General features: G+C 72.6%; 21 protein-coding genes. 10 read left to right on the forward strand and 11 right to left on the reverse strand.

Annotated elements, in window-relative coordinates; all coding sequences use genetic code 11:
• Nucleotides 1-71 precede the first annotated feature (71 nt).
• Nucleotides 72-755, forward strand: a complete 684-nt coding sequence (locus ACGFYQ_RS24840) for a chaplin (protein ID WP_393747367.1) — start codon at nucleotides 72-74, stop codon at nucleotides 753-755.
• Here ACGFYQ_RS24840 and ACGFYQ_RS24845 read toward each other — a convergent pair.
• Nucleotides 752-1,402, reverse strand: coding sequence for a DUF2293 domain-containing protein (locus ACGFYQ_RS24845; RefSeq protein ID WP_393747369.1), 651 nt, complete (start codon nucleotides 1,400-1,402; stop codon nucleotides 752-754). The genes ACGFYQ_RS24840 and ACGFYQ_RS24845 overlap by 4 nt on opposite strands.
• A 150-nt stretch (nucleotides 1,403-1,552) precedes the next feature.
• Here ACGFYQ_RS24845 and ACGFYQ_RS24850 point away from each other — a divergent pair, with 150 nt between their 5' ends.
• Nucleotides 1,553-1,933 (forward strand): cupin domain-containing protein, encoded by a 381-nt coding sequence (locus ACGFYQ_RS24850; RefSeq protein ID WP_393747639.1) that lies wholly within the window; start codon nucleotides 1,553-1,555, stop codon nucleotides 1,931-1,933.
• 10 nt (nucleotides 1,934-1,943) lie between these two features.
• Nucleotides 1,944-2,591: a uridine kinase gene (locus ACGFYQ_RS24855; RefSeq protein ID WP_393747371.1), complete on the forward strand. Its 648-nt coding sequence runs from the start codon at nucleotides 1,944-1,946 to the stop codon at nucleotides 2,589-2,591.
• Between the two features lie 68 nt (nucleotides 2,592-2,659).
• Here ACGFYQ_RS24855 and ACGFYQ_RS24860 read toward each other — a convergent pair whose 3' ends face one another.
• The gene (locus ACGFYQ_RS24860) at nucleotides 2,660-3,574 is read right to left on the reverse strand and encodes a carbohydrate kinase family protein (protein ID WP_393747373.1); all 915 of its coding nucleotides are present in this window, start codon (nucleotides 3,572-3,574) and stop codon (nucleotides 2,660-2,662) included.
• The gene (locus ACGFYQ_RS24865; protein WP_393747375.1) at nucleotides 3,571-4,515 is read right to left on the reverse strand and encodes a pseudouridine-5'-phosphate glycosidase; all 945 of its coding nucleotides are present in this window, start codon (nucleotides 4,513-4,515) and stop codon (nucleotides 3,571-3,573) included. Before ACGFYQ_RS24865 ends, ACGFYQ_RS24860 begins: the two co-directional genes overlap by 4 nt.
• A gap of 179 nt (nucleotides 4,516-4,694) precedes the next feature.
• On the opposite strand from ACGFYQ_RS24865, the gene ACGFYQ_RS24870 reads away from it, so the two are divergent.
• On the forward strand, nucleotides 4,695-5,093 hold the full coding sequence (locus tag ACGFYQ_RS24870; protein WP_393747377.1) for a cupin domain-containing protein: 399 nt from the start codon (nucleotides 4,695-4,697) through the stop codon (nucleotides 5,091-5,093).
• Here the strand turns inward: ACGFYQ_RS24870 and ACGFYQ_RS24875 are convergent.
• The 3 genes from ACGFYQ_RS24875 to ACGFYQ_RS24885 all read right to left on the reverse strand — a co-directional run bounded on the left by ACGFYQ_RS24875 (nucleotide 5,083) and on the right by ACGFYQ_RS24885 (nucleotide 8,131).
• On the reverse strand, nucleotides 5,083-6,402 hold the full coding sequence (locus ACGFYQ_RS24875; protein ID WP_393747379.1) for an MFS transporter: 1,320 nt from the start codon (nucleotides 6,400-6,402) through the stop codon (nucleotides 5,083-5,085). The two genes, ACGFYQ_RS24870 and ACGFYQ_RS24875, sit on opposite strands and share 11 nt — an antisense overlap.
• A gap of 147 nt (nucleotides 6,403-6,549) precedes the next feature.
• Nucleotides 6,550-7,113, reverse strand: a complete 564-nt coding sequence (locus ACGFYQ_RS24880) for a methylated-DNA--[protein]-cysteine S-methyltransferase (protein ID WP_393747381.1) — start codon at nucleotides 7,111-7,113, stop codon at nucleotides 6,550-6,552.
• 112 nt (nucleotides 7,114-7,225) lie between these two features.
• On the reverse strand, nucleotides 7,226-8,131 hold the full coding sequence (locus ACGFYQ_RS24885; RefSeq protein WP_393747383.1) for a glycerophosphodiester phosphodiesterase: 906 nt from the start codon (nucleotides 8,129-8,131) through the stop codon (nucleotides 7,226-7,228).
• 279 nt (nucleotides 8,132-8,410) lie between these two features.
• On the opposite strand from ACGFYQ_RS24885, the gene uvrB reads away from it, so the two are divergent.
• The 4 genes from uvrB to ACGFYQ_RS24905 all read left to right on the forward strand — a co-directional run bounded on the left by uvrB (nucleotide 8,411) and on the right by ACGFYQ_RS24905 (nucleotide 14,599).
• Entirely contained in the window at nucleotides 8,411-10,564 is a 2,154-nt protein-coding gene (gene uvrB, locus ACGFYQ_RS24890) for an excinuclease ABC subunit UvrB (protein WP_393747385.1), read from the forward strand.
• 88 nt (nucleotides 10,565-10,652) lie between these two features.
• Complete coding sequence (locus tag ACGFYQ_RS24895; protein ID WP_393747387.1) at nucleotides 10,653-11,231, forward strand: TerD family protein; 579 nt, start codon at nucleotides 10,653-10,655, stop codon at nucleotides 11,229-11,231.
• A 105-nt stretch (nucleotides 11,232-11,336) separates the two neighbouring features.
• A complete protein-coding gene (locus ACGFYQ_RS24900; RefSeq protein ID WP_393747389.1) occupies nucleotides 11,337-13,337 on the forward strand; it encodes a TerD family protein in 2,001 nt (666 codons plus the stop codon).
• A gap of 269 nt (nucleotides 13,338-13,606) precedes the next feature.
• On the forward strand, nucleotides 13,607-14,599 hold the full coding sequence (locus ACGFYQ_RS24905; protein WP_393747391.1) for a TerC family protein: 993 nt from the start codon (nucleotides 13,607-13,609) through the stop codon (nucleotides 14,597-14,599).
• 38 nt (nucleotides 14,600-14,637) lie between these two features.
• Here the strand turns inward: ACGFYQ_RS24905 and ACGFYQ_RS24910 are convergent, their stop codons facing one another.
• The 3 genes from ACGFYQ_RS24910 to ACGFYQ_RS24920 all read right to left on the reverse strand — a co-directional run bounded on the left by ACGFYQ_RS24910 (nucleotide 14,638) and on the right by ACGFYQ_RS24920 (nucleotide 17,505).
• Nucleotides 14,638-15,951 carry an MFS transporter gene (locus ACGFYQ_RS24910; protein ID WP_393747393.1) on the reverse strand — a complete coding sequence of 438 codons (1,314 nt, stop codon included), beginning with the start codon at nucleotides 15,949-15,951 and terminating at the stop codon, nucleotides 14,638-14,640.
• Between the two features lie 197 nt (nucleotides 15,952-16,148).
• Nucleotides 16,149-16,805 carry an MBL fold metallo-hydrolase gene (locus ACGFYQ_RS24915; protein ID WP_393747395.1) on the reverse strand — a complete coding sequence of 219 codons (657 nt, stop codon included), beginning with the start codon at nucleotides 16,803-16,805 and terminating at the stop codon, nucleotides 16,149-16,151.
• Nucleotides 16,806-16,815: 10 nt separating this feature from the next.
• Entirely contained in the window at nucleotides 16,816-17,505 is a 690-nt protein-coding gene (locus ACGFYQ_RS24920; RefSeq protein ID WP_393747397.1) for a maleylpyruvate isomerase family mycothiol-dependent enzyme, read from the reverse strand.
• Nucleotides 17,506-17,695: 190 nt separating this feature from the next.
• Here ACGFYQ_RS24920 and uvrA point away from each other — a divergent pair, with 190 nt between their 5' ends.
• Complete coding sequence (gene uvrA, locus ACGFYQ_RS24925) at nucleotides 17,696-20,650, forward strand: excinuclease ABC subunit UvrA (protein WP_393747399.1); 2,955 nt, start codon at nucleotides 17,696-17,698, stop codon at nucleotides 20,648-20,650.
• A 470-nt stretch (nucleotides 20,651-21,120) separates the two neighbouring features.
• Here uvrA and ACGFYQ_RS24930 read toward each other — a convergent pair whose 3' ends face one another.
• Nucleotides 21,121-21,771 (reverse strand): NAD(P)-dependent oxidoreductase, encoded by a 651-nt coding sequence (locus ACGFYQ_RS24930; RefSeq protein WP_393747401.1) that lies wholly within the window; start codon nucleotides 21,769-21,771, stop codon nucleotides 21,121-21,123.
• A 66-nt stretch (nucleotides 21,772-21,837) separates the two neighbouring features.
• On the opposite strand from ACGFYQ_RS24930, the gene ACGFYQ_RS24935 reads away from it, so the two are divergent.
• Nucleotides 21,838-22,479: a TetR/AcrR family transcriptional regulator gene (locus ACGFYQ_RS24935; RefSeq protein WP_393747403.1), complete on the forward strand. Its 642-nt coding sequence runs from the start codon at nucleotides 21,838-21,840 to the stop codon at nucleotides 22,477-22,479.
• Between the two features lie 3 nt (nucleotides 22,480-22,482).
• Here the strand turns inward: ACGFYQ_RS24935 and ACGFYQ_RS24940 are convergent, their stop codons facing one another.
• Nucleotides 22,483-23,358: a carbohydrate kinase gene (locus tag ACGFYQ_RS24940; RefSeq protein ID WP_393747405.1), complete on the reverse strand. Its 876-nt coding sequence runs from the start codon at nucleotides 23,356-23,358 to the stop codon at nucleotides 22,483-22,485.
• Between the last annotated feature and the right edge of the window lie 51 nt (nucleotides 23,359-23,409).

The raw sequence follows: 23,409 nt of genomic DNA on the forward strand, positions 1-23,409 counted from the left end.
GAATGGGTTCAGAGCGTTGTCTCCGGTGCGGGTGCAGCGCCCGTGAACTCCTCCGGAAGGCAGGAAAACTGATGCGTCACAGTCGTCGGAATGGCTTGATCGCGGCGGTGGTTGCGGGAGGTGGGCTGGCGGTCGCGGGTGTGAGCGGATTCGCCTACGCCGATGCGGACGCGAGTGGTCAGGCCGAACGCTCGCCGGGGCTGCTGTCCGGGAACGTGGTACAGCTGCCCGTGCACGTCCCGGTCAACGTGTGCGGGAACACCGTGAGCGTGGTCGGCCTACTCAACCCGGCGGCCGGCAACCGCTGTGCCAACGCGGCACCGGGGGGTGGCGGAGGGAATCCGGACCCAAGGCCCTCGCATCAGGCGAAACCCGGAGCCGGAAACGGCGGCGGTGCCACCGCCGAGGGGCGCGGAAAGGATTCACCGGGGGTGCTGTCCGGCAACGGGCTCCAGCTCCCGGTCGACCTGCCGCTGAACCTCAGCGGCAACTCCGTGAGCGTCGTCGGCGTCGGCAACAGCTCCCACGGCAACATCTCCGTCAACGGCCGGACGCCCGTCGAAAGCGAACCGGCCCAGCCGCCCGCCGCCCAGCCGCCCGCCGCCCCGCGCCCCATGACCCCGCCCGCGCCGCCCCGGCACACCGAGGCGTCGCTCGCCCACACCGGGGCCGACGCCGTCGGCTACCTGCTGCCGGGCGGGGGAGCGCTGCTGCTCGGCGGGGTGCTCCTCTACCGCCGCTTCCGCCTCAACTAGGCCGTACGCCACCCGTCCAGGACGGCGTCGATCCGGGCGGCCAGCCGGGCCCGGGCCGCGAACCGCGGCACCCCCGCCATCAGCAGGGCGTCGTACTCGGTGTCGGTGTGCCGCACGGCCGCCCGTACCGCGTACGACACCGCCAGTTCGTCGAGGGCCCGGCCGGCCGCGCTGCGGCCCACCCGGCCGCTGCCGCGCACCGAGGCGTGGGTGGCGATCGCCACGGCCCGGTCGGCCGGGCAGCCCGGGAACAGCCGTACTATCTCGGCCGCGAAGGCCGCCGTGAACCGGGTGTCCTCCGCGGCGCGACGCAGCCGGTCGCGCTCCCGGCGCCGGGCCCGTGCCTCGGCGTCCGCCAGGCAGGCACGTTCCGCGCCCGCCAGGGCGGCGTCCTCGACGAGGATCCCCTGGCGCTCGTAGCGGCGCCGGCGCCTGTTGAATCGGACGACGACGGCGGAGAGCGAACTCGCCTCGCGGGAGCGGCGGGTGAGCGCCGCGTCCCCGCGCGGGAGGTAGACCAGATGCCCGAGATCGGCGCAGTCCAGGCAGCGCGGTACGCCCGCCTCGCGCACGAGGTGCCGGAGCGGGCCCTGCCGGCACTCGGCGCAGTGGATCTGCTTCGCGGACTCGAAGACGACCAGGCTCATACGGATGTGATACCGCTGCCGGAGCCTCATATCACCTGGTGGAGAGCGGCGGTTGATGTTTGATCATCTCTTCCTCGACGACCTGCCCTCCTTCTACGGTGGGGCCCGAGTGGACGGCGGCAGGTCCACCGGGGAGGGCACGTGCACCACATGCTGGGACAGCGGGCGACGACGATTCGGCCGACGAGGGCACGCACGGCCGCGGCCCCCGCGGCGAGGGAGGTCGTCATACCTCCGGGCGGCTGCACCGGCTGGCACTACCACCGGGTGCGGCTGAACGCCGTCGTGCTCGCGGGGACGCTGACCCGCGTCCTGCACGACCACACGGTCGAGGTGCACCGCGCCGGGACCGCCTTCGTGGAGCCCGCGGGCATCCGGCACATCCACCTGGGCCACAACCTCGGCAGTGAACCGGTCGTGATCCACGTGACCCCGGCGCTGCCCGCGGGGACCGCCTTGACCCCCTTCGCCATACCCGCCCCGGCTCCGGCCGGCACCACCCCGGCCGTGTGCCGGGCGCACGCCGCGTGACAATGGGCCGGTGCAGCTGGAAGCGATCACATGGCAGCGGATGGCCGAGCGGCTCGCCGGTCACCTCGACGACCGCGACACCGCCACCGGGCAGGACAGTTGGCAGCGGGTCGGCGTCGACGGAGCGCCGGCCGCTGGGACGGGCGTACTCGCGGAACACCTCGCCGAGGCGCTGCGGCGGCGCGGTCGGTCGGTCCTGGTGGTACCGGCCGAGGGCTTCCTGCGGCCGGCGTCCCTCCGCTTCGAGTTCGGCCGCCAGGACGTGGACTCCTACCTCGGCGGCTGGTACGACACGGCCGCGCTCTGGCGGGAGGTGTTCGGCCCGACCGACCCCGGTGGCACGGGGCGGGTGCTGCCCGACCTCTGGGACCCGGTGACCGACCGGGCGACGCGCAGCCCGTACGTCGAACTCCCGCCCGGCGGCGTGGTGATCGTGCACGGCCCGCTGCTGCTGGGCCACTGGTTCCCGTTCGACCTGAGCGTCCACATCCGCCTCTCCGCGGGCGCGCTCGCCCGCCGTACCGAGGAATCCGCCCGCTGGACCCTCCCGGCCTTCGCCCGCTACGAGGCCGAGACCGACCCGGCGGCACAGGCCGACGCACTGGTCAGGGCCGATGACCCCCGTCACCCCGCCTGGACGGACATCCGCGGCCGATGAGGGGCCCGGCCCCGGACGAGCCCGCAGCCGACCCCCGGCCGGGGCAACGGCCAGGGCTACGGCCAGGGCTACGGCCTCCCGCCCATCCGGGTGACCGCCAGCGCGGCGGCCCGGCAGCCCGCCCGCGCCGCCTCCACCGGATCCGCCCCCGTCAGCAGCGCCGCCAGGAACCCCCCGGTGAACGCGTCCCCCGCCCCCGTCGAGTCCACCGCCTCGGCCGGTTCCGCCGTGACCTCGGCGGTGATCCGGCCCCGCTCGGCGACCAGCGCCCCGGCCGCCCCCCGGGTCACCACCACCAGCGGCACCCGTCGGCTCAGCTGCGCCGCCGCCCGGGCCACTCCGGCCGGTTCCGGCAGCCCGGCCAGCAGCCGTGCCTCGTCCTCGTTCGGCAGCAGTACGCCGGCTCCGGTCACCGCGTCGAGGAAGCGCCGCGGGCCCAGCCCCGCCAGGAATCCGGCCGAGGCGGGATCCACGCTCACCGGCACCCCCCGGGCCCGGGCCGCCCGCAGCGCGACCAGGGCCAGCTCCCGGCTGCTGTCGGCGAAGAACAGGTACCCGGACAGGTGGAGATGGGCCACCCCGTCCAGCAGGGACGGGGTCCAGTCGGCCGGGCACAGCCGCAGCGCGGCCCCGCTGTCGGTCAGGAAGGTCCGCTCCGCGTCCTTGCCGACCAGCGCGACCACCGTCCCGGTCGGCTCCTCCCGGTCGATCACCAGCCGCGGCCGCACCCCCGCGTCCACCAGCGCCCGCTCGTGCCACCGCGCCGACTCCGCGCCCACCCGCGCCAGGAGCCGTACTTCCACGGCCCCCGTGAGGGCCGCCCAGCAGGCCGCGTTGGCCCCGGCGCCACCCGGCAGGGTCCGGATCCGCGCGGCCGTGTCGGTGGCCGGAGCCAGCGGTTCGGGATGTACCGCCACGACATCGGTCACCACGTCCCCGACGATCAGCAGCGCCCCCGGAACGGCCGGTCCCGCCGCGGTCATGCCCGGGCCGCCCAGGCCCCCGCGATCTTGGCCCCGAGCCGCACGTTGCCCCGTACCGCCGCCAGGTTCGCCTCCAGCGAGGCCCCGCCCGTCGCCCGTACCAGGAACCCCAGCAGGAACGGTGTCACCGCCTGCCCCGTGATCCCGCGCTCCCGGCACTCTGCGAGCGCCTCGGCCAGCACCCGGTCGTGCAGCTCCGGATCCAGCTGTTCCGCCTCGTCCACCGGATTGGCCACCAGCAGCGCCGACTCCGCACCACCCAGCGCGTCCTGAGCGGCCATCACCGCCGCGACCTCCTCCGCACCCTCCACGGTCCAGTCCACCGGTTCGCCGGAATCCGTCAGGTAGAAGCCGGGGAACCGCCGGGTCCGGTAACCGAGCACCCCCACCCCCAGCGTCTCCAGCCGCTGCAGCGTGGCCGGCACGTCCAGGATCGACTTCACCCCCGCGCACACCACCGTGATCCGCGTCCGCGCCAGCAGCGACAGGTCCGCCGATTCGTCCTGCGTCAGCGCCCATTCGCGGTGTACGCCGCCCAGCCCGCCCGTGGCGAAGACCCGCAGGCCCGCCCGGGCCGCCAGGAAGGCGGTCGCGGACACCGTCGTCGCCCCCGTGGCCCCCGCCGCGAGCGCGGGTGCCAGATCCCGGTGGCCGAGCTTGCGTACGCCCTCGCCGCCCGCGATGCGCTCCAGCTGCGCCTTGTCCAGGCCCGCGTGCGCCACCCCGTCCAGGACCGCGATCGTCGCCGGAACCGCGCCCTCCGAGCGGACCAGCGCCTCCAGTTCGAGTCCCACCGCCAGATTGCGGGGACGCGGCAGGCCGTGCGCGATGATCGTCGACTCCAGGGCCACGACGGGCCGGTGCCGGGCGAGCGCCTCGCGTACCTCTTCCGAGAGGACCGGTCCGCCGGACGGGGATGCAGTTGCTGTGTGCTGTGACATGTCCCCATCCATGGCACGGGATCCACGCCCCCAAACGCGCTCCCGCCCCACCCGTCACAACCTGTCCGAGTAGCGTTCCCCCGGCGGCCTGACTGGACAGGGTGCCCCGTCGGCCGGGCGGTTCGTGGACGCTCTGGTCACCGCGCCGCGCGGCGGGGGCCGGATTAGGCTGGCGCGCCATGAGCACCAGCGACCACTCCGCGGCCTCCGCAGGTTCCCCCGCCCCCGGCCCCGCCCCCGCCTCCTTCGCCGTCTTCGTCCCGGACGTCGAACTGGAGGCCGAAGAGCTCGACCCCGGACAGATCGTCTCCGGTGATCCCGTCGTGACGGGCAAGGTGCTCTGGGAGTCGGCGGACGGCAGGCAGCTGCGCGGGATCTGGCAGATCACCCCCGGCGTGGTCACCGACACCGAGGCCGACGAGCTGTTCGTCGTGGTCAGCGGCCGCGCCACCATCGAGGTCGAGGGCGGCGAGACCCTGGAGGTGGGCCCCGGCTCCGCCTGCGTGCTCCGGGAGGGCGACAAGACCACCTGGACCGTGCACGAGACGCTCCGCAAGGCCTACCACATCAGCTGCTGAGGCCCTTCCCGGGAGCGGGGTGGCGGCGCGCGGTGAACAGCGCGAGCGCCGCCATCGGCAGCAGCAGACAGGCGCCGACGGCGTTGAGCCAGCCGTAGCTCGCCTGGGACATGACCAGGCCGGCGGCGGCGCCGCCGACGCCCGCGGCCGTGTTCATCGTCAGGTCGCTCAGGCCCTGTACGGCGGCCCGCGCGGCCTGTGGCACCGAGTCGGTCAGCAGCGCCGAGCCGGACACCATCCCGGCGGACCAGCCGAGGCCGAGCAGGAACAGGCCGGCCGCACTCTGGCCGTGGTGCGGCCCGGCCGTGCCGGCGAGCAGGGCGGCGACCGAGAGCAGCCCGGCCGCCAGGCCGATCACGGACAGCCGGCCGAGCCGGTCGGCGAGTACGCCCATCAGCGGCGAGAAGGCGAACATGCCCGCGATGTGACCGCTGATCACCAGGCCGATGAGCTCCAGCCCGGCCCCGTGGTGGCCCAGGTCCATCGGGGTCATCACCATGATCGAGACCATGGTGGTGTGGGACACGGCGACGGTGACGAGGGCGAGCCGGGCCCGCGGCGAGGCCCTGACGGCGGCGATTCCGGCCCGCAGGGAGCGGCCCTCGCGGGTCTGCTCCGCGGGCGCGGCCAGCGCACGGGCCGTCAGCAGCGGGTCCGGGCGCAGGAGTACGCCGATCAGCGTGCCGGTGAGGAGGAAGACGACGGCGGCCCACACGAAGGGGCCCGCCGTCTCGGGTATGGAGGTCCCCGCGAAGCTGCGGCTGGCCGGGGCGGACAGGTTGGGGCCGAGCACCGCGCCGAGGGTGGACGCCCACACGACGACGGAGATCGCCCGGGCCCGGCGGTCCGGGGCGGCGAGGTCGGCGGCGGCGAACCGGGCCTGCAGGTTGGCGGAGGAGGCGGCGCCGAAGGCGGCCATGCCGAGCATCAGGAGCGGGAAGCTCTTGACGGTGGCGGCGAGCACCACGAGGCCCGCGCCGACAGCACCGATCCCGTAGGCCAGGACCAGCCCGGGCCGGCGGCCGCGGGCGGTCATCAGGGCGGCGAGCGGCAGGGAGACCAGGGCCGTGCCGATCACCGCGGCGGTGGAGGCGAGGCCGGACAGCGCCTCGGTGCCGCTGACCTCGGTCGCGAGTACGGGGGCCAGGGCGATGCTGATGGGCACGCCCAGCCCGCCGAGGATCTGGCTCGCGATGAGCACCCCGGTGGTACGGCGCCGCAGCCGGGCCAGTTCCGGGCCGGCGGCCGCGGCTGCGGGCCGGTCCGTGCCGGGCGAGGCGGTCACGCCGCGCACCCCCTTCGCGGGCATGGGCGCGGGGCGCGGGAGGGCGCGGTGAGACCGGCGGGTGCGGCGGCTGGAGTAGTCACCGCGGCAGTGTGCCACCCCTTACCGCGCGGCGGAACCGGGTACCCGCGGTCCGAAGCCCGGGCCGCCGCCCGTTGTCGCGGTACCCGCTCAGAACAGCGGCTGCGGGAGGACGCCTTCCAGCGCGAGCAGCTGCCGCTTGGTCTCGACTCCGCCGCCGAAGCCGCCGATGCCCCCGTCGTTCTCCACGACCCGGTGGCAGGCCACGACCAGCGGCAGAGGGTTCGACCCCATGGCGTTGCCCACGGCCTGGGCGGCGCCGGGCTGGCCGACGCGGGCGGCCAGTTCCCCGTAGCCGACGACCGCTCCGTACGGCACGGAGCGGTCCAGTTCCTGGAGCACCTGCCGGTTGAAGCCGGAGCTGAGGCGCCAGTCCAGCGGCAGCTCGAAGCGCCGCAGCGAACCGGAGAAGTACGCGGCCAGCTGGCGTATGGGCTCTGCCAGCAGCACCTCCTCGCCCGGCGCGGGCCGCCAGGCGTCGGCGCCGAGCCGGGAGACCAGCGAACCGATCATGGTGTCGATCCGGTCCGGCCCGGCATGGAACTCGACCCGGACCAGACCCTCCGGGGTCGCGGCCAGGAGCAGGGGACCGATATCGCTGGCGACGACGGTCCATTCGAGGTGCGGCCCGCGGGGCCGCTCGATGCTGTCCACGCGTCCACGGTACGGCGCCCCGCTGACAATGCTGTCGGCGCTGTCGGCGCTGCCAGTACTGACAGCGCCGACAGCGGCGCCTACGCCGCAACGCCGCCGGTTCGGGCCCGGCTCAGAAGCCGCCCACCGCCTCCTGCACGACGTCCGGGGCGTTGGTGATGATCCCGTCCACGCCCATCGCCTGGACCTTCCGGGCGGTCACGGCGTCGTCCACGATCCACGTGTCCACCTCCATGGCCTTGCCGTGGGCTCCGAGCAGGCCGTGCACCGCCGAGACCCAGTCGGCCGAGATCGTGGTGTGCCACGGGTTGATCCGGTCGGTGAACTGCGCGTACCGCGGCAGGTCCGCCACCGCCGGGGTGCCCAGGAAGGCCGTCACGAGGTCCGGGCGCAGGCCGTGCACGATGCGGACGCAGTCGGCGCTGAAGCTCTGCACCACCAGCCGGTGCGTCACATGGCGCTCGTCGAGCCAGCCGGCCTCCTCCAGCACCTTCAGGGTCTGCTCCTCGATCCCGGGGTAGAGCTCCGGCTTCTTGATCTCCAGCAGCAGCCGCTGCTGGTTGCGCTCCACCCGGTCGAGGTACTCCCGCAGGGTCGGTACCCGGGCGCCCTCGTACTCCTCCCCGAACCAGCTGCCCGCGTCCAGCCGGGCGATCTCCGCCGCCGTGAAGTCCTTGACCCGCCACGGCTGGCGGTCGGGGAACACCTGCTCGACGTCGGTGGTCCGGGCCAGGGTGTCGTCGTGGATGACCACCAGCTCGCCGTCCCGGGTGCGCTGCACGTCGTTCTCGACCCAGTCGAAGCCCAGCCGCATCGCCAGGTCGATCGCGTCGAGCGTGTTCTCCGGGGCGTACGCCGAAGCCCCCCGGTGGGCGTACACGACGGGTCCCCCCAGCGCCGCCCGGCCGGCCGTGGGGGAGTCGGGGCCGGTGGCGGCGGACGAGGCCGCCCCGCCCAGCAGGGTGAGGGTGAAGCCCAGGAATGCGGCGGCGGCCGCGGCGGCGGGTCGGACGTACATGTGCGTTCTCCTCTGGTCGGGAGCCCTGGTCCTGCGTCAGACGGGTGCGGAGCGGCAGACGTTGTGGCGATGTACTTCACGGCGGGCCTTCACCGCGATCATGGGGTTGAAGATCACCGGGCCGCCACCGAACTACGACAAACGGACCAGAACGTGTGAGAGGGGTCCGGCCGGGCAGACGCGCACGAGGGCGCCGCGGACGCGCGCGTCCCCACGCGGACGCGTGGGGATGCGCCTGCGCGTCACGTGAGTGTCAGTGGGGGGTCGTACGGTGGAGTCATGCGGCCCGTATCGAAGATCGAACGCACGGTGGCGCCTTTCGAGGTCGTCAGCCCGTACCAGCCCAGCGGCGACCAGCCGACGGCCATCGCCGACCTGGAGAAGCGCATCCGCGCAGGTGAGAAGGATGTCGTCCTGCTGGGCGCGACCGGCACCGGCAAGTCGGCGACCACCGCGTGGATGATCGAGAGGCTCCAGCGCCCCACCCTGGTGATGGCGCCGAACAAGACCCTCGCCGCCCAGCTGGCGAACGAGTTCCGAGAGCTCCTGCCGAACAACGCCGTCGAGTACTTCGTGTCGTACTACGACTACTACCAGCCCGAGGCCTACGTTCCGCAGTCGGACACGTACATCGAGAAGGACTCCTCGATCAACGAGGAGGTGGAGCGGCTGCGCCACTCCGCCACCAACTCGCTCCTGACCCGGCGCGACGTCATCGTCGTCGCCTCCGTGTCCTGCATCTACGGCCTCGGCACCCCACAGGAGTACGTCGACCGGATGGTCTCCCTCAAGGTGGGCGAGGAGACCGACCGGGACCAGCTGCTGCGCCGCTTCGTCGACATCCAGTACACCCGCAACGACGTGGCCTTCACCCGCGGCACCTTCCGGGTGCGCGGCGACACCATCGAGATCTTCCCGGTCTACGAGGAACTGGCCGTCCGCATCGAGATGTTCGGCGACGAGATCGAGGCCCTGTCCACCCTGCACCCGCTGACCGGCGAGGTCATCAGCGAGGACCGCGAGCTGTACGTCTTCCCCGCCAGCCACTACGTCGCGGGCCCCGAGCGCATGGAGAAGGCGGTCCGCGGCATCGAGGCCGAGCTGGCCCAGCGCCTCGCCGAGCTGGAGAAGCAGGGCAAGATGCTGGAGGCCCAGCGGCTGCGCATGCGCACCACGTACGACCTGGAGATGATGCGGCAGATCGGGTCCTGCTCCGGCATCGAGAACTACTCGCTGCACATGGACGACCGCGAGCCGGGCTCCGCGCCCAACACCCTCATCGACTACTTCCCGGAGGATTTCCTCCTGGTCATCGACGAGTCGCACGTCACCGTGCCGCAGATCGGCGCCATGTACGAGGGCGACGCCTCGCGCAAGCGGACCCTGGTCGACCACGGATTCCGGCTGCCGTCCGCGCTCGACAACCGGCCGCTCAAGTGGGAGGAGTTCCAGGAGCGCATCGGGCAGACCGTCTACCTGTCGGCGACCCCCGGCAAGTACGAGCTCTCGCGCGGCGACGGCTTCGTCGAGCAGATCATCCGCCCCACCGGCCTCATCGACCCCGAGGTCGTGGTCAAGCCCACCGAGGGTCAGATCGACGACCTGGTGCACGAGATCCGCCAGCGGGTGGAGAAGGACGAGCGGGTCCTGGTCACCACCCTCACCAAGAAGATGGCCGAGGACCTCACGGACTACTTCCTGGAGCTCGGCATCCAGGTCCGCTACCTGCACAGCGACGTGGACACGCTGCGCCGCATCGAGCTGCTGCGCGAGCTCCGGTCCGGCGAGTACGACGTACTGGTCGGCATCAACCTGCTGCGCGAGGGCCTCGACCTGCCCGAGGTGTCGCTGGTGGCGATCCTCGACGCCGACAAGCAGGGCTTCCTGCGCTCCGGGACCTCCCTGATCCAGACGATCGGCCGCGCGGCGCGCAACGTGTCGGGCCAGGTCCACATGTACGCGGACAGCATCACCCCGGCGATGGCGCAGGCGATCGACGAGACCAACCGCCGCCGGGAGAAGCAGGTCGCCTACAACACGGCCAACGGGATCGACCCGCAGCCGCTGCGCAAGAAGATCAACGACATCGTCGCCACCATCGCCCGCGAGGAGCTCGACACCGAGCAGCTCCTCGGCACCGGGTACCGGCAGGCGGCGGACGGCAAGGGGGCCAAGGCTCCGGTGCCGGCGCTCGGCGGCAAGGCGGCCCAGGCCAAGGGCAAGACGGGCGGCAAGGGCGCGAAGGGCGCGGCCAAGGGCGAGGTGCTCACCGACCGGCCCGCCGCGGAACTGGCCTCGCTCATCGAGCAGATGACCGAGCGGATGCGCGGGGCGGCCGCGGAGCTGCAGTTCGAGGTCGCGGCCCGGATCCGGGACGAGGTGAGCGAGCTGAAGAAGGAGCTGCGACAGATGAAGGAAGCGGGCCTCGCCTGACCCGGGCCCTGTCAGTAGGGTTGGGTCACAGCCGCAGGTACACGCGGCGCTCCCGTAATCGGGGCGGGCTATGGAGAGGGGACAGCGCGTGACGGTCAACATGACCAAGGGTCAGGCCATCAGTCTGCAGAAGGCGGACGGGGGGACGCTGACCGCGGTCCGGATGGGCCTCGGCTGGCAGGCCGCCAAGCGCCGCGGACTGTTCGGCTCGCGGACCCGGGAGATCGACCTGGACGCGTCGGCGGTACTCTTCGCCGACAAGCAGCCGGTGGACGTCGTCTTCTTCCGGCACCTGCAGAGCGACGACGGCTCGGTACGGCACACCGGTGACAACCTCGTCGGCGGCGTCGGCCAGGGCGGGGACGACGAGGCGATCCTCGTCGACCTCCAGCGCGTGCCGGTGCACATCGACCAGATCGTCTTCACGGTGAACTCCTTCACCGGCCAGACGTTCCAGGAAGTGCAGAACGCGTTCTGCCGCATCGTCGACGAGACCAACGGCCAGGAGCTGGCCCGCTACACCCTCGACGGCGGCGGCCAGTACACGGCGCAGATCATGGCGAAGGTGTCGCGTTCGGGCGCGGGCTGGCAGATGACGGCCCTCGGCACCGCGGCCAACGGCCGCACGTTCCAGGACCTGATGCCGTCGATCCTGCCGCACCTGTAGCAGGACCGCTTCAGGCGGTACGCGACACGAGCAGTACGCAAGACAAGCAGTACGCAAGACAAGCAGTACGCGACAAGAGAAGAAGGCACGGGGGAGGGCTGCACGATGACGGCCGAACTGGTCCGGGGGCAGAACCACCCCGTGTCCCAGAGCCGGGTGGAGATCAGGGTCTCGGCGGGCACACCCGTGCTTGCCCTGGCCTCGTTCGCCGACGAACAGGGCCGGCTCGAAGGCCCCGGGACACTGGCGCACCCGGGCGCCCGGACCCTCCCGGGGGTCCGCGTGCCGGGGGAGCTCGCCGAACGGCACACCTTCGCCGTCGACCTCGACGCGGTCGCGGCGGAGGTCCACCGCGTCGGCGTCCTGCTCGTCCTGCCGCCCGGCGGCCCGGTGTGCTTCGGCGCGGTCCCGGCCTCCCACGTGGCCGTGGCCGACCCGGAGGGCGCCGAGCTCGCCGGATACACCCTGACCGGGCTGGACGCCGAGACGGCCGTCGTGGCCCTGGAGCTGTACCGCCGCCAGGGCGCCTGGAAGGTCCGGGCCGTGGGCCAGGGATACGCCGACGGCCTCGGCGCCCTGCTGGCCGACGGCGGGCTGGCCGCACCGGAGGCCACCGCGCTCGCCGCCGCCGCACTGGCCACGGTCGCGCAGGCCGAGCAGGCCGAGCGGGCCGGGCAGGCCGACGGCGCGCGCGCCGCCCGGCCGAGCCTCGCCGCCGACCAGCGCGCCCCGCGGACACCGGCCGGGGCCCCCGCCCAGGCCCCCGCGCCCACTCCCGAGCCGACGGACCCGGTCCCCGTCTCCGGGGTCCCGTACGCCGGTACGCCCGGCCCCGCGCCCGGCGGCGACACCGGAGGCTCCCCGCCCACCATCAGCTACGCGCACCCGCGGCGCCGCCGTACCAGCACCGAGCCGCCCGAGCCCGCGCCGCAGGCCGCCCCGCCGACGGAGCCCGGGCAGTACCCGCGGCCCGTCGCCGGGGACGCCAGCGGCTGGTCCATGGAGGAGCGGCTCTACAACCAGGTCTGGGGCATGTTCGAGGACCTGGCCCGCACGGTCGCCGCGTACCGCAGCGCCGTCGACTTCGCCGACTCCCGTATGGACCGCGAGCTCGACGAGGCCCTGTCCGACCCGCGCCACCGCCTCGGTGGCTCCGGGAACGCCGCCCGCGACACCGCCCGGGCGCGCCGCGAGGAGATCGTCACCCAGGCCCAGGCCGTCCTCGACCGGGACCTCGCCCAGCTGATCGCGGAGTCGGAGGTCGTCGAACCCGCGCTGCCGGCCGCGTACGCCCGCTGGGACAACCCGGTCTGGCACGACAGCCGGTCGAACGGGCTGCCCGAGGAGAACCCGCTGGCCCTGCGCCTGGGGGACCTGCACCTGCCCGAGCGGCCCGGTCTGCGCGTCCCGATGCTGATGCGGCTCCCGCTGGAGCGCGGCATCTGGATCGACAACGGCCGCACCGGCTCCGAGTCCGCCATGGCCATGGACACCGACCGGCTGCGCCGGGCCGCCATGGACATGGCCGTCGCGCACGCGGCGCGGCTGCTCGCGGTGCACCCCGGCGACCGGTTCTCCGTCCACGTCATCGACGCGGCCGGGGCCGGAGCCGCCTCGCTGGCGCCGCTCGTCCGCGCCGGGGTGCTCGCGTCCCCGCCCGCCGCCGGGGCCGCCGGGGTCACCGAGACCCTGGCACGGCTGACCCGGCGGGTGGACCTCGTACAGATGGCGGTGCGGGCCGGGGCGCCCGAGGACCTGCCGCCGGATGTGGACACGGCCGACCAGCTGCTCCTCGTGCACGACTTCCCGCACGGTTTCGACGACCGTGCCGTCACGCAGCTGCGCTACCTGGCCGACGAGGGTCCGGCCGTCGGCGTGCACCTGCTGATGGTCGCGGACCGTGACGAGGCCTCGGCCTACGGGCCGCTGCTGGACCCGCTGTGGCGCTCGCTCATGCGGCTCTCGCCGGTGCCGGACAACCATCTCGCGGACCCCTGGGTCCACCACGCCTGGACCTTCGAGCCGGACCTGCCCCCGCAGGGCAGCCGGGTCCTCGAACAGGCACTGGACCGGGTGGCGGAGGCCCGCCGGCGCGCCCGCCCGTGACGGGTCGGCGGCAGGTCGATGACCTGCCGCTGACCAGTTCTTGGGGTTCCCTTTACCTTATCGGCCTCCGGCGGGTACCCTGGTGAGCGCGGAGGGGAGTATTCCTGCTTTCCTGCTACGGCGTGCCCGTCAATACGGACCAGTGGTTACAAGAACGCAGACGGTCCCGGGGCGCCGGCCCACGGCCTCCAGGCCGCCCGGGTGGAAGAGACCTCCGGCAGCGATGACGCTGACGAAGTGCTGAGCCATCCGCCGGAGGCGTGTTTACCGTGGAAGTTTCCTGGACCCTGTGGGCGCTGACCATCCTTGGTCTGTCCCTCCTCATCGGCGCCGATTTCTTCATCGGCCGCAAACCGCACGACGTATCGATCAAGGAAGCGGGCACCTGGACGGTCGTCTGGATCGTCCTCGCGGGGCTCTTCGGACTCGGCCTGTGGTTCTTCGGCAGCGGCCAGGCCTCCCAGGAGTTCTTCGCGGGCTTCATCACCGAGAAGTCCCTGAGCGTGGACAACCTCTTCGTCTTCGTCCTGATCATGGCGAAGTTCGCGGTGCCCTCCCACCTCCAGCAGCGCGTACTGCTCGTGGGCGTGCTGATCGCCCTGGTGCTGCGAGCGATCTTCATCGCCGCCGGCGCGGCGATCATCGCCAGCTTCTCCTGGGTCTTCTACCTCTTCGGCGCGTTCCTGATCTACACCGCGTGGAAGCTGATCCAGGAGGCCCGCAAGGACGAGGGCTCCACCGGCGAGGACGAGTTCGAGGAGAACCGTCTCCTCAAGTCCGTCGAGAAGAAGTTCGGCGTCGCCGACAGGTACCACGGCACCAAGCTCTTCATCCAGAACAACGGCAAGCGCGTCCTGACCCCGCTGATGGTCGTCATGCTCGCCATCGGCACCACCGACGTGCTCTTCGCGCTGGACTCGATCCCCGCGATCTTCGGCCTCACCCAGGACCCGTACATCGTCTTCACCGCCAACGCCTTCGCCCTGATGGGTCTGCGCCAGCTGTACTTCCTCATCGGCGGCCTGCTCAAGAAGCTGGTCCACCTCAGCTACGGTCTGTCGGTCATCCTGGGCTTCATCGGCGTCAAGCTGGTGCTGCACGCGCTGCACGAGTCCGGGGTGCACGTCCCGGTGATCTCGATCCCGGTCTCCCTGGGCGTCATCTGCGGTGTCCTGGTCATCACCACGATCACCAGCCTGATGGCCTCGAAGAAGCAGGCGGCGGCCGAGGCCGCCGCCCGCCCGGAGAGCATCGACGCGTAAGCGGGCGTACGGGCCCACGGGCCTACGGGTCTGCGGAGCTATGCGGGGGCGGCCGCTTCGGCCGCCCCCGTTCCCGTACCCGGGCCCGTCTTCCGGGCCCGCACGACCACCGGGTTCGTCTCGGGCAGCAGTGCGAAGCAGGCCAGCGAGACGAGGGAGATCCCGGTCAGGTACACCGCGACGCCCCACGGCGGACCGGAGCCGTCCGCCAGCGCGGTCGCCACGATCGGGGTCAGCGCCCCGCCCAGCACGCCGCCCAGGTTGTAGCCGACGGCCGCGCCCGTACAGCGGATGCGCGGTGCGTACAGCTCCGGCAGGTACGCGCCCACCACCGCGAACATCGTCACCATGCCGAACAGCGCTCCGACGAAGCCCAGCGTCATCAGCAGCGGATCCGCCGTGCGCAGCAGCGCCACGAACGGGAACATCCACAGCGCGCAGGCCGCGCAGCCGGCCAGGCAGAGGGGACGCCGGCCGTAGCGGTCCCCGAGCAGCGCCACCAGCGGGGTCACCAGGCCCTTGAGCGCGACCGCGGCCATGATGCAGGAGAGCATCACCGTGCGGTGCACCCCGAGGTGCTCGGTGGCGTACGCGAGGGACCAGGTGGTGACCGAGTAGAAGACGGCGTACCCCACCGCGAGCGCTCCGCCGGTGAGCAGGAGCAGTCGCCAGTGGCCCCGTACGACCTCCGCCAGGGGAGCCTCGGCCCGGCGGCCGGTCTCGGCGAGCGCGCGGAACTGCGGGGTCTCCTCCACGGAGCGGCGCAGCCACAGACCGGCCATGGCCAGCAGCCCGGCCGCCCAGAACGGCACCCGCCAGCCCCAGGACCGGAACTGCCCGTCGGTGAGGGCGGCGGACAGGCCCAGCATCAGTCCGTTGGCCAGCAGGAACCCCACGGCCGGGCCGATCTGCGGAAAGCTCGACCACAGGCCGCGCCGCCCCTCGGGGGCGTGCTCGGCGGTCAGCAGGACCGCGCCGCCCCATTCGCCGCCGAGTCCGAGGCCCTGCAGGAAGCGCAGCAGGAGCAGGAGCACCGGGGCGGCCACGCCGATGGTGGAGTACGTCGGCACGCAGCCGACGGCGACGGTGGCGAGGCCGGTGAGCAGCAGCGAGGCGAGGAGCACCGGGCGCCGGCCGTAGCGGTCGCCGATGTGGCCGAACACCGCCGAACCCAGCGGGCGGGCGAGGAAGCCGACGCCGAAGGTGCCGAAGGCGGCGAGGGTCCCGGCGAGCGGGGAGAAGGACGGGAAGAAGAGCGGGCCGAGCACGAGCGCGGCGGCCGTCCCGTAGACGAAGAAGTCGTAGAACTCGATGGCGGTCCCGGCGAGCGAGGCCGAGGCGAGGCGCAGCATCGGGGGAGAGGACCCGGACCCGGAACCGGACGGATCCGGAGACGGCGGTGGGGGCGCGGCAAGAGACGGAGAGAGGGACGGGGAGGGGTCTTGTTGCATGGTGCAGCAAATACCCCCTCCCCGTCCCTCAGGACATGAGTTCGGTCATCATCGACCGGAAGGAGTGCCCCGCGTACCGAAGTTGACGGAATGCGGGTCTACCAGCCGCGCTCGCGCCACTCGGCGAGGTGCGGACGCTCGGCGCCGAGCATGGTGTCGTTGCCGTGCCCCGGGTACACCCAGGCCTCGTCCGGCAGCTGCTCGAAGATCTTGTGCTGGACGTCGTCGATCAGCCGCTCGAACGCCTTCGGGTCGCCCCACGTGTTGCCGACGCCGCCCGGGAAGAGGCAGTCCCCGGTGAAGACGTGCGGGTGCCCGTGCGGGTCGTCGTAGATCAGGGCGATCGAGCCGGGGGTGTGGCCGACGAGGTGGCGCGCGGTGAGCTCGACCCGCCCGACGCGCACGGTGTCCCCGTCCGCCACCGGGACGTCGGTCGCCACCGGGATGCCCTCGGCGTCGTAGGCGCCCGCGTACGTGGTCGCCCCCGTCGCGTCGACCACGGCCTGCAGGGCGCCCCAGTGGTCGCCGTGCTGGTGGGTGGTGACGACGGACGCGATGCCGTCGTCGCCGATCAGGCTCAGCAGCGTGTCCGCGTCCGCGGCCGCGTCGATCAGCAGCTGCTCGTCGGTGGCCCGGCAGCGCAGCAGGTAGGCGTTGTTGTTCATCGGGCCCACCGCGACCTTGGAAATCATCAGGTCCGCGAGCTCGTGCACGTCGGCCGGACCGCCGACCTTGACCTCTCCGGTGTACGTCATGTCTTCGATCCTAGAGCGGGGGGAGCTCGGGGAGGGGGCCACCGGCGGTGGTCAGGGAGGCGCCCTTGTCGCCGCGGCCCGCCAGCCAGGCCAGCAGCCCGGCGGGGGTGCCGGACACGGTGACGGCCGGGTCCCCGGCGGAGCCGGTGCGCCAGCCGCGCCCGTCGTCCGCGGCGAGGGCCGTCGGCGGTACCTCCGGCCGGCCCGACCAGCGGTCGGCGAGGAAGGTGATCTCGCGGTCGGTGAACTCGTCCGGGAGGTCGGAGAGCTCGTAGCCGACGTTCAGGTCGACGTGGTGCAGCTCGACCTCGACCCAGCGGCGGAAGGGCACGTTGGCGGCGAGGTCGGTGATGCCGTTGCGCAGCTCGACGGTGCGGGACCAGTCCTGGTCGGGCTCGGTGGTGGCGAGGAAGCGGGACCCGGAATCACGCAGGTCCGCCAGGTGTTCTTCCAGAGGCCGGCCGGCGTCGCGCTCGATGTCCGCGTCGCGCGCGGCGGCGCTGTCGTACATGGGGCGGCCCTCGAAGACGTTGACGAGGGCGTCCGCATTGCGCGCCAGGTGGGCCAGGATGTGGCCGCGGGTCCAGCCGGGGAGCAGTGACTCCTCGGTCAGGACGGCGTTGTCCAGCTTCGCGACCGCGGCCAGGAGCCGGTCGGTCGCTTCACGTACAGATCGCAGGTCGTGCACATGATCAGTCATGAAGGCGAGCCTAGTGGTCGAGGGCCCGCGGCCACACGATCGGGTGAAGGGGTCTGCGGAGTGCCGTAAATCGAATGTGCGTGCTATACGCTCGGAAGTCCAAGACAGCAAGTCCATCGCAGAGGCGCCCCCCATACCCTGGGACGGGGGCCCCGTGCCCCCCGCTCTCTCAAGAAAGGTGCGGACCGGCGTGACCGACCGTCTCATCGTTCGTGGCGCTCGCGAGCACAACCTCAAGAATGTCTCGCTCGACCTGCCCCGCGACTCACTCATCGTCTTCACCGGACTCTCCGGTTCGGGCAAGTCCTCCCTGGCCTTCGACACGATCTTCGCCGAGGGCCAGCGTCGCTACGTCGAGTCGCTCTCGTCGTACGCCCGCCAGTTCCTCGGGCAGATGGACAAGCCCGACGTCGACTTCATCGAGGGCCTCTCCCCGGCCGTCTCCATCGACCAGAAGTCGACCTCGCGCAACCCGCGCTCGACCGTGGGCACCATCACCGAGGTCTACGACTACCTCCGCCTCCTCTTCGCCCGCATCGGCAAGCCGCACTGCCCCGAGTGCCGCCGCCCGATCTCCCGGCAGTCGCCGCAGGCGATCGTCGACAAGGTGCTCGCGCTCCCCGAGGGAAGCCGCTTCCAGGTGCTCTCGCCGCTGGTGCGCGAGCGCAAGGGCGAGTTCGTCGACCTCTTCTCCGACCTGCAGACCAAGGGCTACAGCCGGGCGCGGGTGGACGGGGAGACCATCCAGCTCTCCGAGCCGCCGACGCTGAAGAAGCAGGAGAAGCACACCATCGAGGTGGTCATCGACCGCCTCACCGTCAAGGACAGCGCCAAGCGCCGGCTCACCGACTCGGTGGAGACCGCGCTGGGCCTCTCCGGCGGCATGGTCATCCTGGACTTCGTCGACCTCGCCGAGGACGACCCCGAGCGTGAGCGGATGTACTCCGAGCACCTCTACTGCCCGTACGACGACCTGTCCTTCGAGGAGCTGGAGCCGCGCTCCTTCTCCTTCAACTCGCCCTTCGGCGCCTGCCCCGAGTGCACCGGCATCGGTACGCGCATGGAGGTGGACCCGGAGCTGATCATTCCGGACGAGGAGAAGTCCCTGGACGAGGGCGCGGTCTCGCCGTGGTCGCTCGGCCACACCAAGGACTACTTCCAGCGGCTGGTCGGCGCGCTCGCCGGGGAGCTGGGTTTCCGGACGGACATCCCGTGGGCCGGTCTGCCGGCGCGCGCGAAGAAGGCCCTGCTCTACGGGCACAAGACGCAGATCGAGGTCCGCTACCGCAACCGGTACGGGCGGGAGCGGGCGTACACCACGGCCTTCGAAGGTGCCGTGCCCTTCGTCAAGCGGCGGCACTCGGAGTCCGAGAGCGACGCCAGCCGTGAGCGCTTCGAGGGCTACATGCGCGAGGTGCCCTGCCCGACCTGTGAGGGCACCCGCCTCAAGCCGATCGTGCTCGCCGTGACGGTGATGGAGAAGTCCATCGCCGAGGTCGCCGCGATGTCGATCAGCGAGTGCGCGGACTTCCTCGGCCGGATGCGGCTCGACGCCCGCGACAAGAAGATCGCCGAGCGGGTCCTGAAGGAGGTCAACGAGCGGCTCCGCTTCCTCGTCGACGTCGGTCTGGACTACCTCTCGCTGAACCGCGCCGCCGGCACCCTGTCGGGCGGCGAGGCCCAGCGCATCCGCCTCGCGACGCAGATCGGCTCCGGCCTGGTCGGCGTGCTCTACGTGCTGGACGAACCTTCCATCGGCCTGCACCAGCGCGACAACCACCGGCTGATCGAGACGCTGGTGCGGCTGCGGGACATGGGCAACACGCTCATCGTGGTCGAGCACGACGAGGACACCATCAAGGTGGCCGACTGGGTCGTGGACATCGGCCCGGGCGCGGGCGAGCACGGCGGCAAGGTGGTGCACAGCGGCTCGCTGAAGGAGCTGCTGAAGAACACCGACTCGATGACCGGGCAGTACCTGTCCGGCAAGCGGTCCATCGCGATCCCGGACGTACGCCGGCCCGTGAACGGCGAGCGGAAGCTGACCGTCCACGGCGCCAAGGAGAACAACCTCCAGGACATCGACGTCGCCTTCCCGCTGGGCGTGCTCACGGCCGTGACCGGTGTGTCGGGCTCGGGCAAGTCGACGCTGGTCAACGACATCCTCTACACGCACCTGGCGCGCGAGCTGAACGGCGCCCGGTCGGTACCGGGACGGCACACCCGGGTGGACGGGGACGACCTCGTCGACAAGGTCGTGCACGTCGACCAGTCGCCGATCGGCCGGACCCCGCGCTCCAACCCGGCGACGTACACGGGTGTCTTCGACCACGTGCGCAAGCTGTTCGCGGAGACGATGGAGGCGAAGGTGCGCGGCTACCTGCCGGGCCGCTTCTCCTTCAACGTGAAGGGCGGCCGGTGCGAGAACTGCTCCGGCGACGGCACGATCAAGATCGAGATGAACTTCCTGCCGGACGTCTACGTCCCGTGCGAGGTCTGCCACGGCGACCGGTACAACCGGGAGACGCTGGAGGTCCACTACAAGGGCAAGTCCATCGCGGAAGTCCTCAACATGCCGATCGAGGAGGCGCTGGACTTCTTCGAGGCGGTGCCGACGATCTCGCGGCACCTGCGGACGCTGAACGAGGTCGGGCTGGGCTACGTCCGCCTCGGCCAGTCCGCGCCGACGCTGTCGGGTGGTGAGGCGCAGCGCGTCAAGCTGGCCTCCGAGCTGCAGAAGCGGTCGACGGGCCGGACGGTGTACGTGCTGGACGAGCCGACGACGGGTCTGCACTTCGAGGACATCTCGAAGCTGATCAAGGTGCTGTCGGGGCTGGTGGACAAGGGGAACTCGGTGATCGTCATCGAGCACAACCTGGACGTCATCAAGACCGCGGACTGGGTCATCGACATGGGCCCGGAGGGCGGTTACGGCGGCGGCCTGGTGGTGGCCGAGGGCACGCCGGAGCAGGTCGCGTCGGTGGGGGCGAGCCACACGGGCAAGTTCCTGCGGGACATCCTGGGGGCGGACCGGGTCTCCGACGCGGTGTCGCCTCCGGCGGCGGTCGCGCCGAAGAAGGCCCCGGCCAGGAAGAAGGCGGCGGCCCCGGCGAAGAAGGCGGCGGTGCGGGCCCGCAAGGCCTAGCCGCTGCGCTGGGCTGTTTTGGCGAAGGGCTCGGCCTGGCGGCCGGGCCCTTCGCCGTCTGCGGCCGCCGGTCCCCTGCGGGGTCGCCCGGCGGGATCCGGCGCGGCGCCGTTGCCGGGGTCGCCGCCCCCGGACCCTCCCCCAGACTCCGTCCGGGGCCCCAGCGCCTCAAACGCCGGGCGGGGCTGGAGTTGGCCCTCCGTGTCGTCCGACCGGAGGGCGTCGAATCGTACGCGCGAGCGCCCCGCCCAGGCAGGGCGCTTGCGCGCAGCGCATCCTTGGCGCCCGGCGGGCTGGGTTGTGCCCGGCAGGGCTGGGATTGCCCTGTGGCAACCAGCCGCGCCAGGCGGACGGCATCGGCCGGAACCAGCCCCGCCGGCGTTTGAGGCGTGGGGGTCCCCCCGGACGGAGTCTGGGGGGAGGGTCCGGGGCGGAGCCCCAGGGCTTTGAGGCGCGCCCGGGGGGTCGGGTCAGGACGCGACGCCTATCGCTTGGCCGGTGGTGGTGGGGTCCGTCAGGGAGGCCAGGAGGGCGTGGGCCACGTCCGCGCGGGGGATGACGCGGCCGGCCGGAACGTTGGCGCCGATCACACGACGGTACGCGCCGGTCCCGGGCCGGTTCAGGAGCCGCGGCGGCCGGATCACCGTCCACTCGGCGCCGCTCGCGCCGATCGCCGCCTCCATGACCGCCAGGTCCGCGTACAGGTCCCGCAGCGCCCGCCGGAGCAGCGGGAGGAACACCATCCGCGTGAAGACCCCGTCGCCCGGCACGTCCGGGCCCACCGGAGCCGCGCTCACCGCCGCCAGGCGGGTCACGCCCGCCCGGTCCATCGCCGACAGGACGGCCCGTACGGCGGGACCCGTGACAGGGGCCGCCTTCGCCTGTTTGTTGCTCGCCGCGCCCAGGGCGGAGACCACCGCGGAGCGGCCCGCCAGGACGGGGACGAGCGCGTCCTCGTCCGTCAGGTCGGGCACGACGGCCACCTGGAGCCGGTCGTGGGGCGGCACGTCCAGGCGGGCCGGGTCGCGGACGACCGCCGTCACCTCGTGGCCCGCGGCCAGCGCCTGCCTGACGACCTCGTGGCCGACGCCGCCCGTGGCTCCGAACACCGTGAGTTTCATAGCCGGCTCCCGCTCTCATGGGGTGGGTGAGTATTTACTCACCCCTGCTTCCCTTAGGGTGAGTGAGTGCCCACTCCAAAGTCAAGCCGTCCCACGCCCGAGCGTCTCCTCGACGCCGCCGAGACCCTGATGCGCACCAGTGGACTGGCGAGCGCCACCACCAAGGCCATCGCCCGCGAGGCGGGCTGCTCGGAGGCCGCGCTCTACAAGCACTTCGCGAACAAGGAAGAGCTGTTCGTGCGGGTGCTGATGGAGCGCACCCCCAACGCGGGCCCGCTCATGGACGCCCTGCGCGCCGAACCGGGGGAGTCCGGGGAGCGGGATGGGGAGCAGGACGGGGAGCAGGACGTCGAGGAGGGGCTCGCCGCCATCGCCCGGCACGCCTCGCTCTTCTACGCCGACGCGATGCCCATGGCCGCCTCGCTCTTCGCCGACCCCGTCCTGCTCACCCGCCACCGCGACGGCGTGCGGAAGATCGGCGCCGGACCGCACGTGGTCCTCGACGCCCTGGCCGGGCGGCTGCGGCGCGAGCTCGACGCCGGGCGGCTGCGCCCCGACGCAGATCCGCGGGCCGCCGCGGCCCTGCTGCTCGGCGCCTGCTTCCAGCGGGCCTTCTTCCTGCACTTCTCCGGTGCGGACGTGGTCCAGCCGGTGGAGGAGTTCGCCCCCGCCGTGGCCCGGACCGTCTGGGCCGCGCTGCGCCCCTGAGGGTCAGAGCTCCGCCGCGTACGGCGGCTCCGCGCCCGCCCGGGTACAGGTCAGGGCCGCCGTATGAGCGGCGTAGGCCAGCACGTCGGGCCAGTCGACCGGCCCGTCCGGCGCACCCGAGAGCCGGTGCAGCAAGGCGGCGTTGACGGTGTCGCCCGCTCCGATCGTGTCCACCACGGCAACCTGGCGGGCCGCCACCGAGTGCTCCGCGCCGTCCCGCGTCCAGACCGTCAGCCCCGCCGCGCCCCGGGTCAGGACCACGGCCGACGGCCCCGCCGCCAGCCAGTCGCGCGGCCGGCCCCCCAGCCAGAACGCGTCCTCCTCCGACAGCTTGAGGACGGACGCGTACGGCAGCAGCCGGGTCAGGAACCGGGCGCGGTAGGCCGCCGGGTCCGCGATCAGCGCAGGCCGGATGTTGGGGTCCAGCAGGGTCAGCAGACCGCGCCGCGACTCCCGGCGCAGCAGGGCCTCGTACGCGCTCGCGCCCGGCTCCAGGACCAGCGAGCAGGTCCCGAGCGCGAGGGCCCGTGCCGCGGCCGGGAGGGTGGGCGGCAGGGTGAACAGCCGGTCCGCGGTGCCCTCCACGTAGAAGCCGTACGAGGCCGAGCCGTCCGGGGCCAGCGAGGGCACGGCGAGGGTGGTCGGCTCCGGCCCGCGCTGTACCAGTGACAGGTCCACGCCGGCCGCCCGCAGCCCGGTCAGCAGGCTCTCGCCGAAGCCGTCGGCCGAGACCCGGGAGCAGAAGGCCACCTCGGCGCCGAGGCGTCCGAGCGCGAGCGCGGTGTTGTACGGTCCGCCGCCCGGCCGGGGCAGCAGGGCGCCCGGCGGCCGCGCCACGGGCACCAGGTCGATGAGGGCTTCTCCGCCGACGACGATCACGCGGGGGAAGGTACCCCATCGGACGCCGGTATCGTCGGGTGCACCGTGCCC

The organism is Streptomyces sp. NPDC048258, from assembly GCF_043201995.1.
GTDB lineage: Bacteria > Actinomycetota > Actinomycetes > Streptomycetales > Streptomycetaceae > Streptomyces.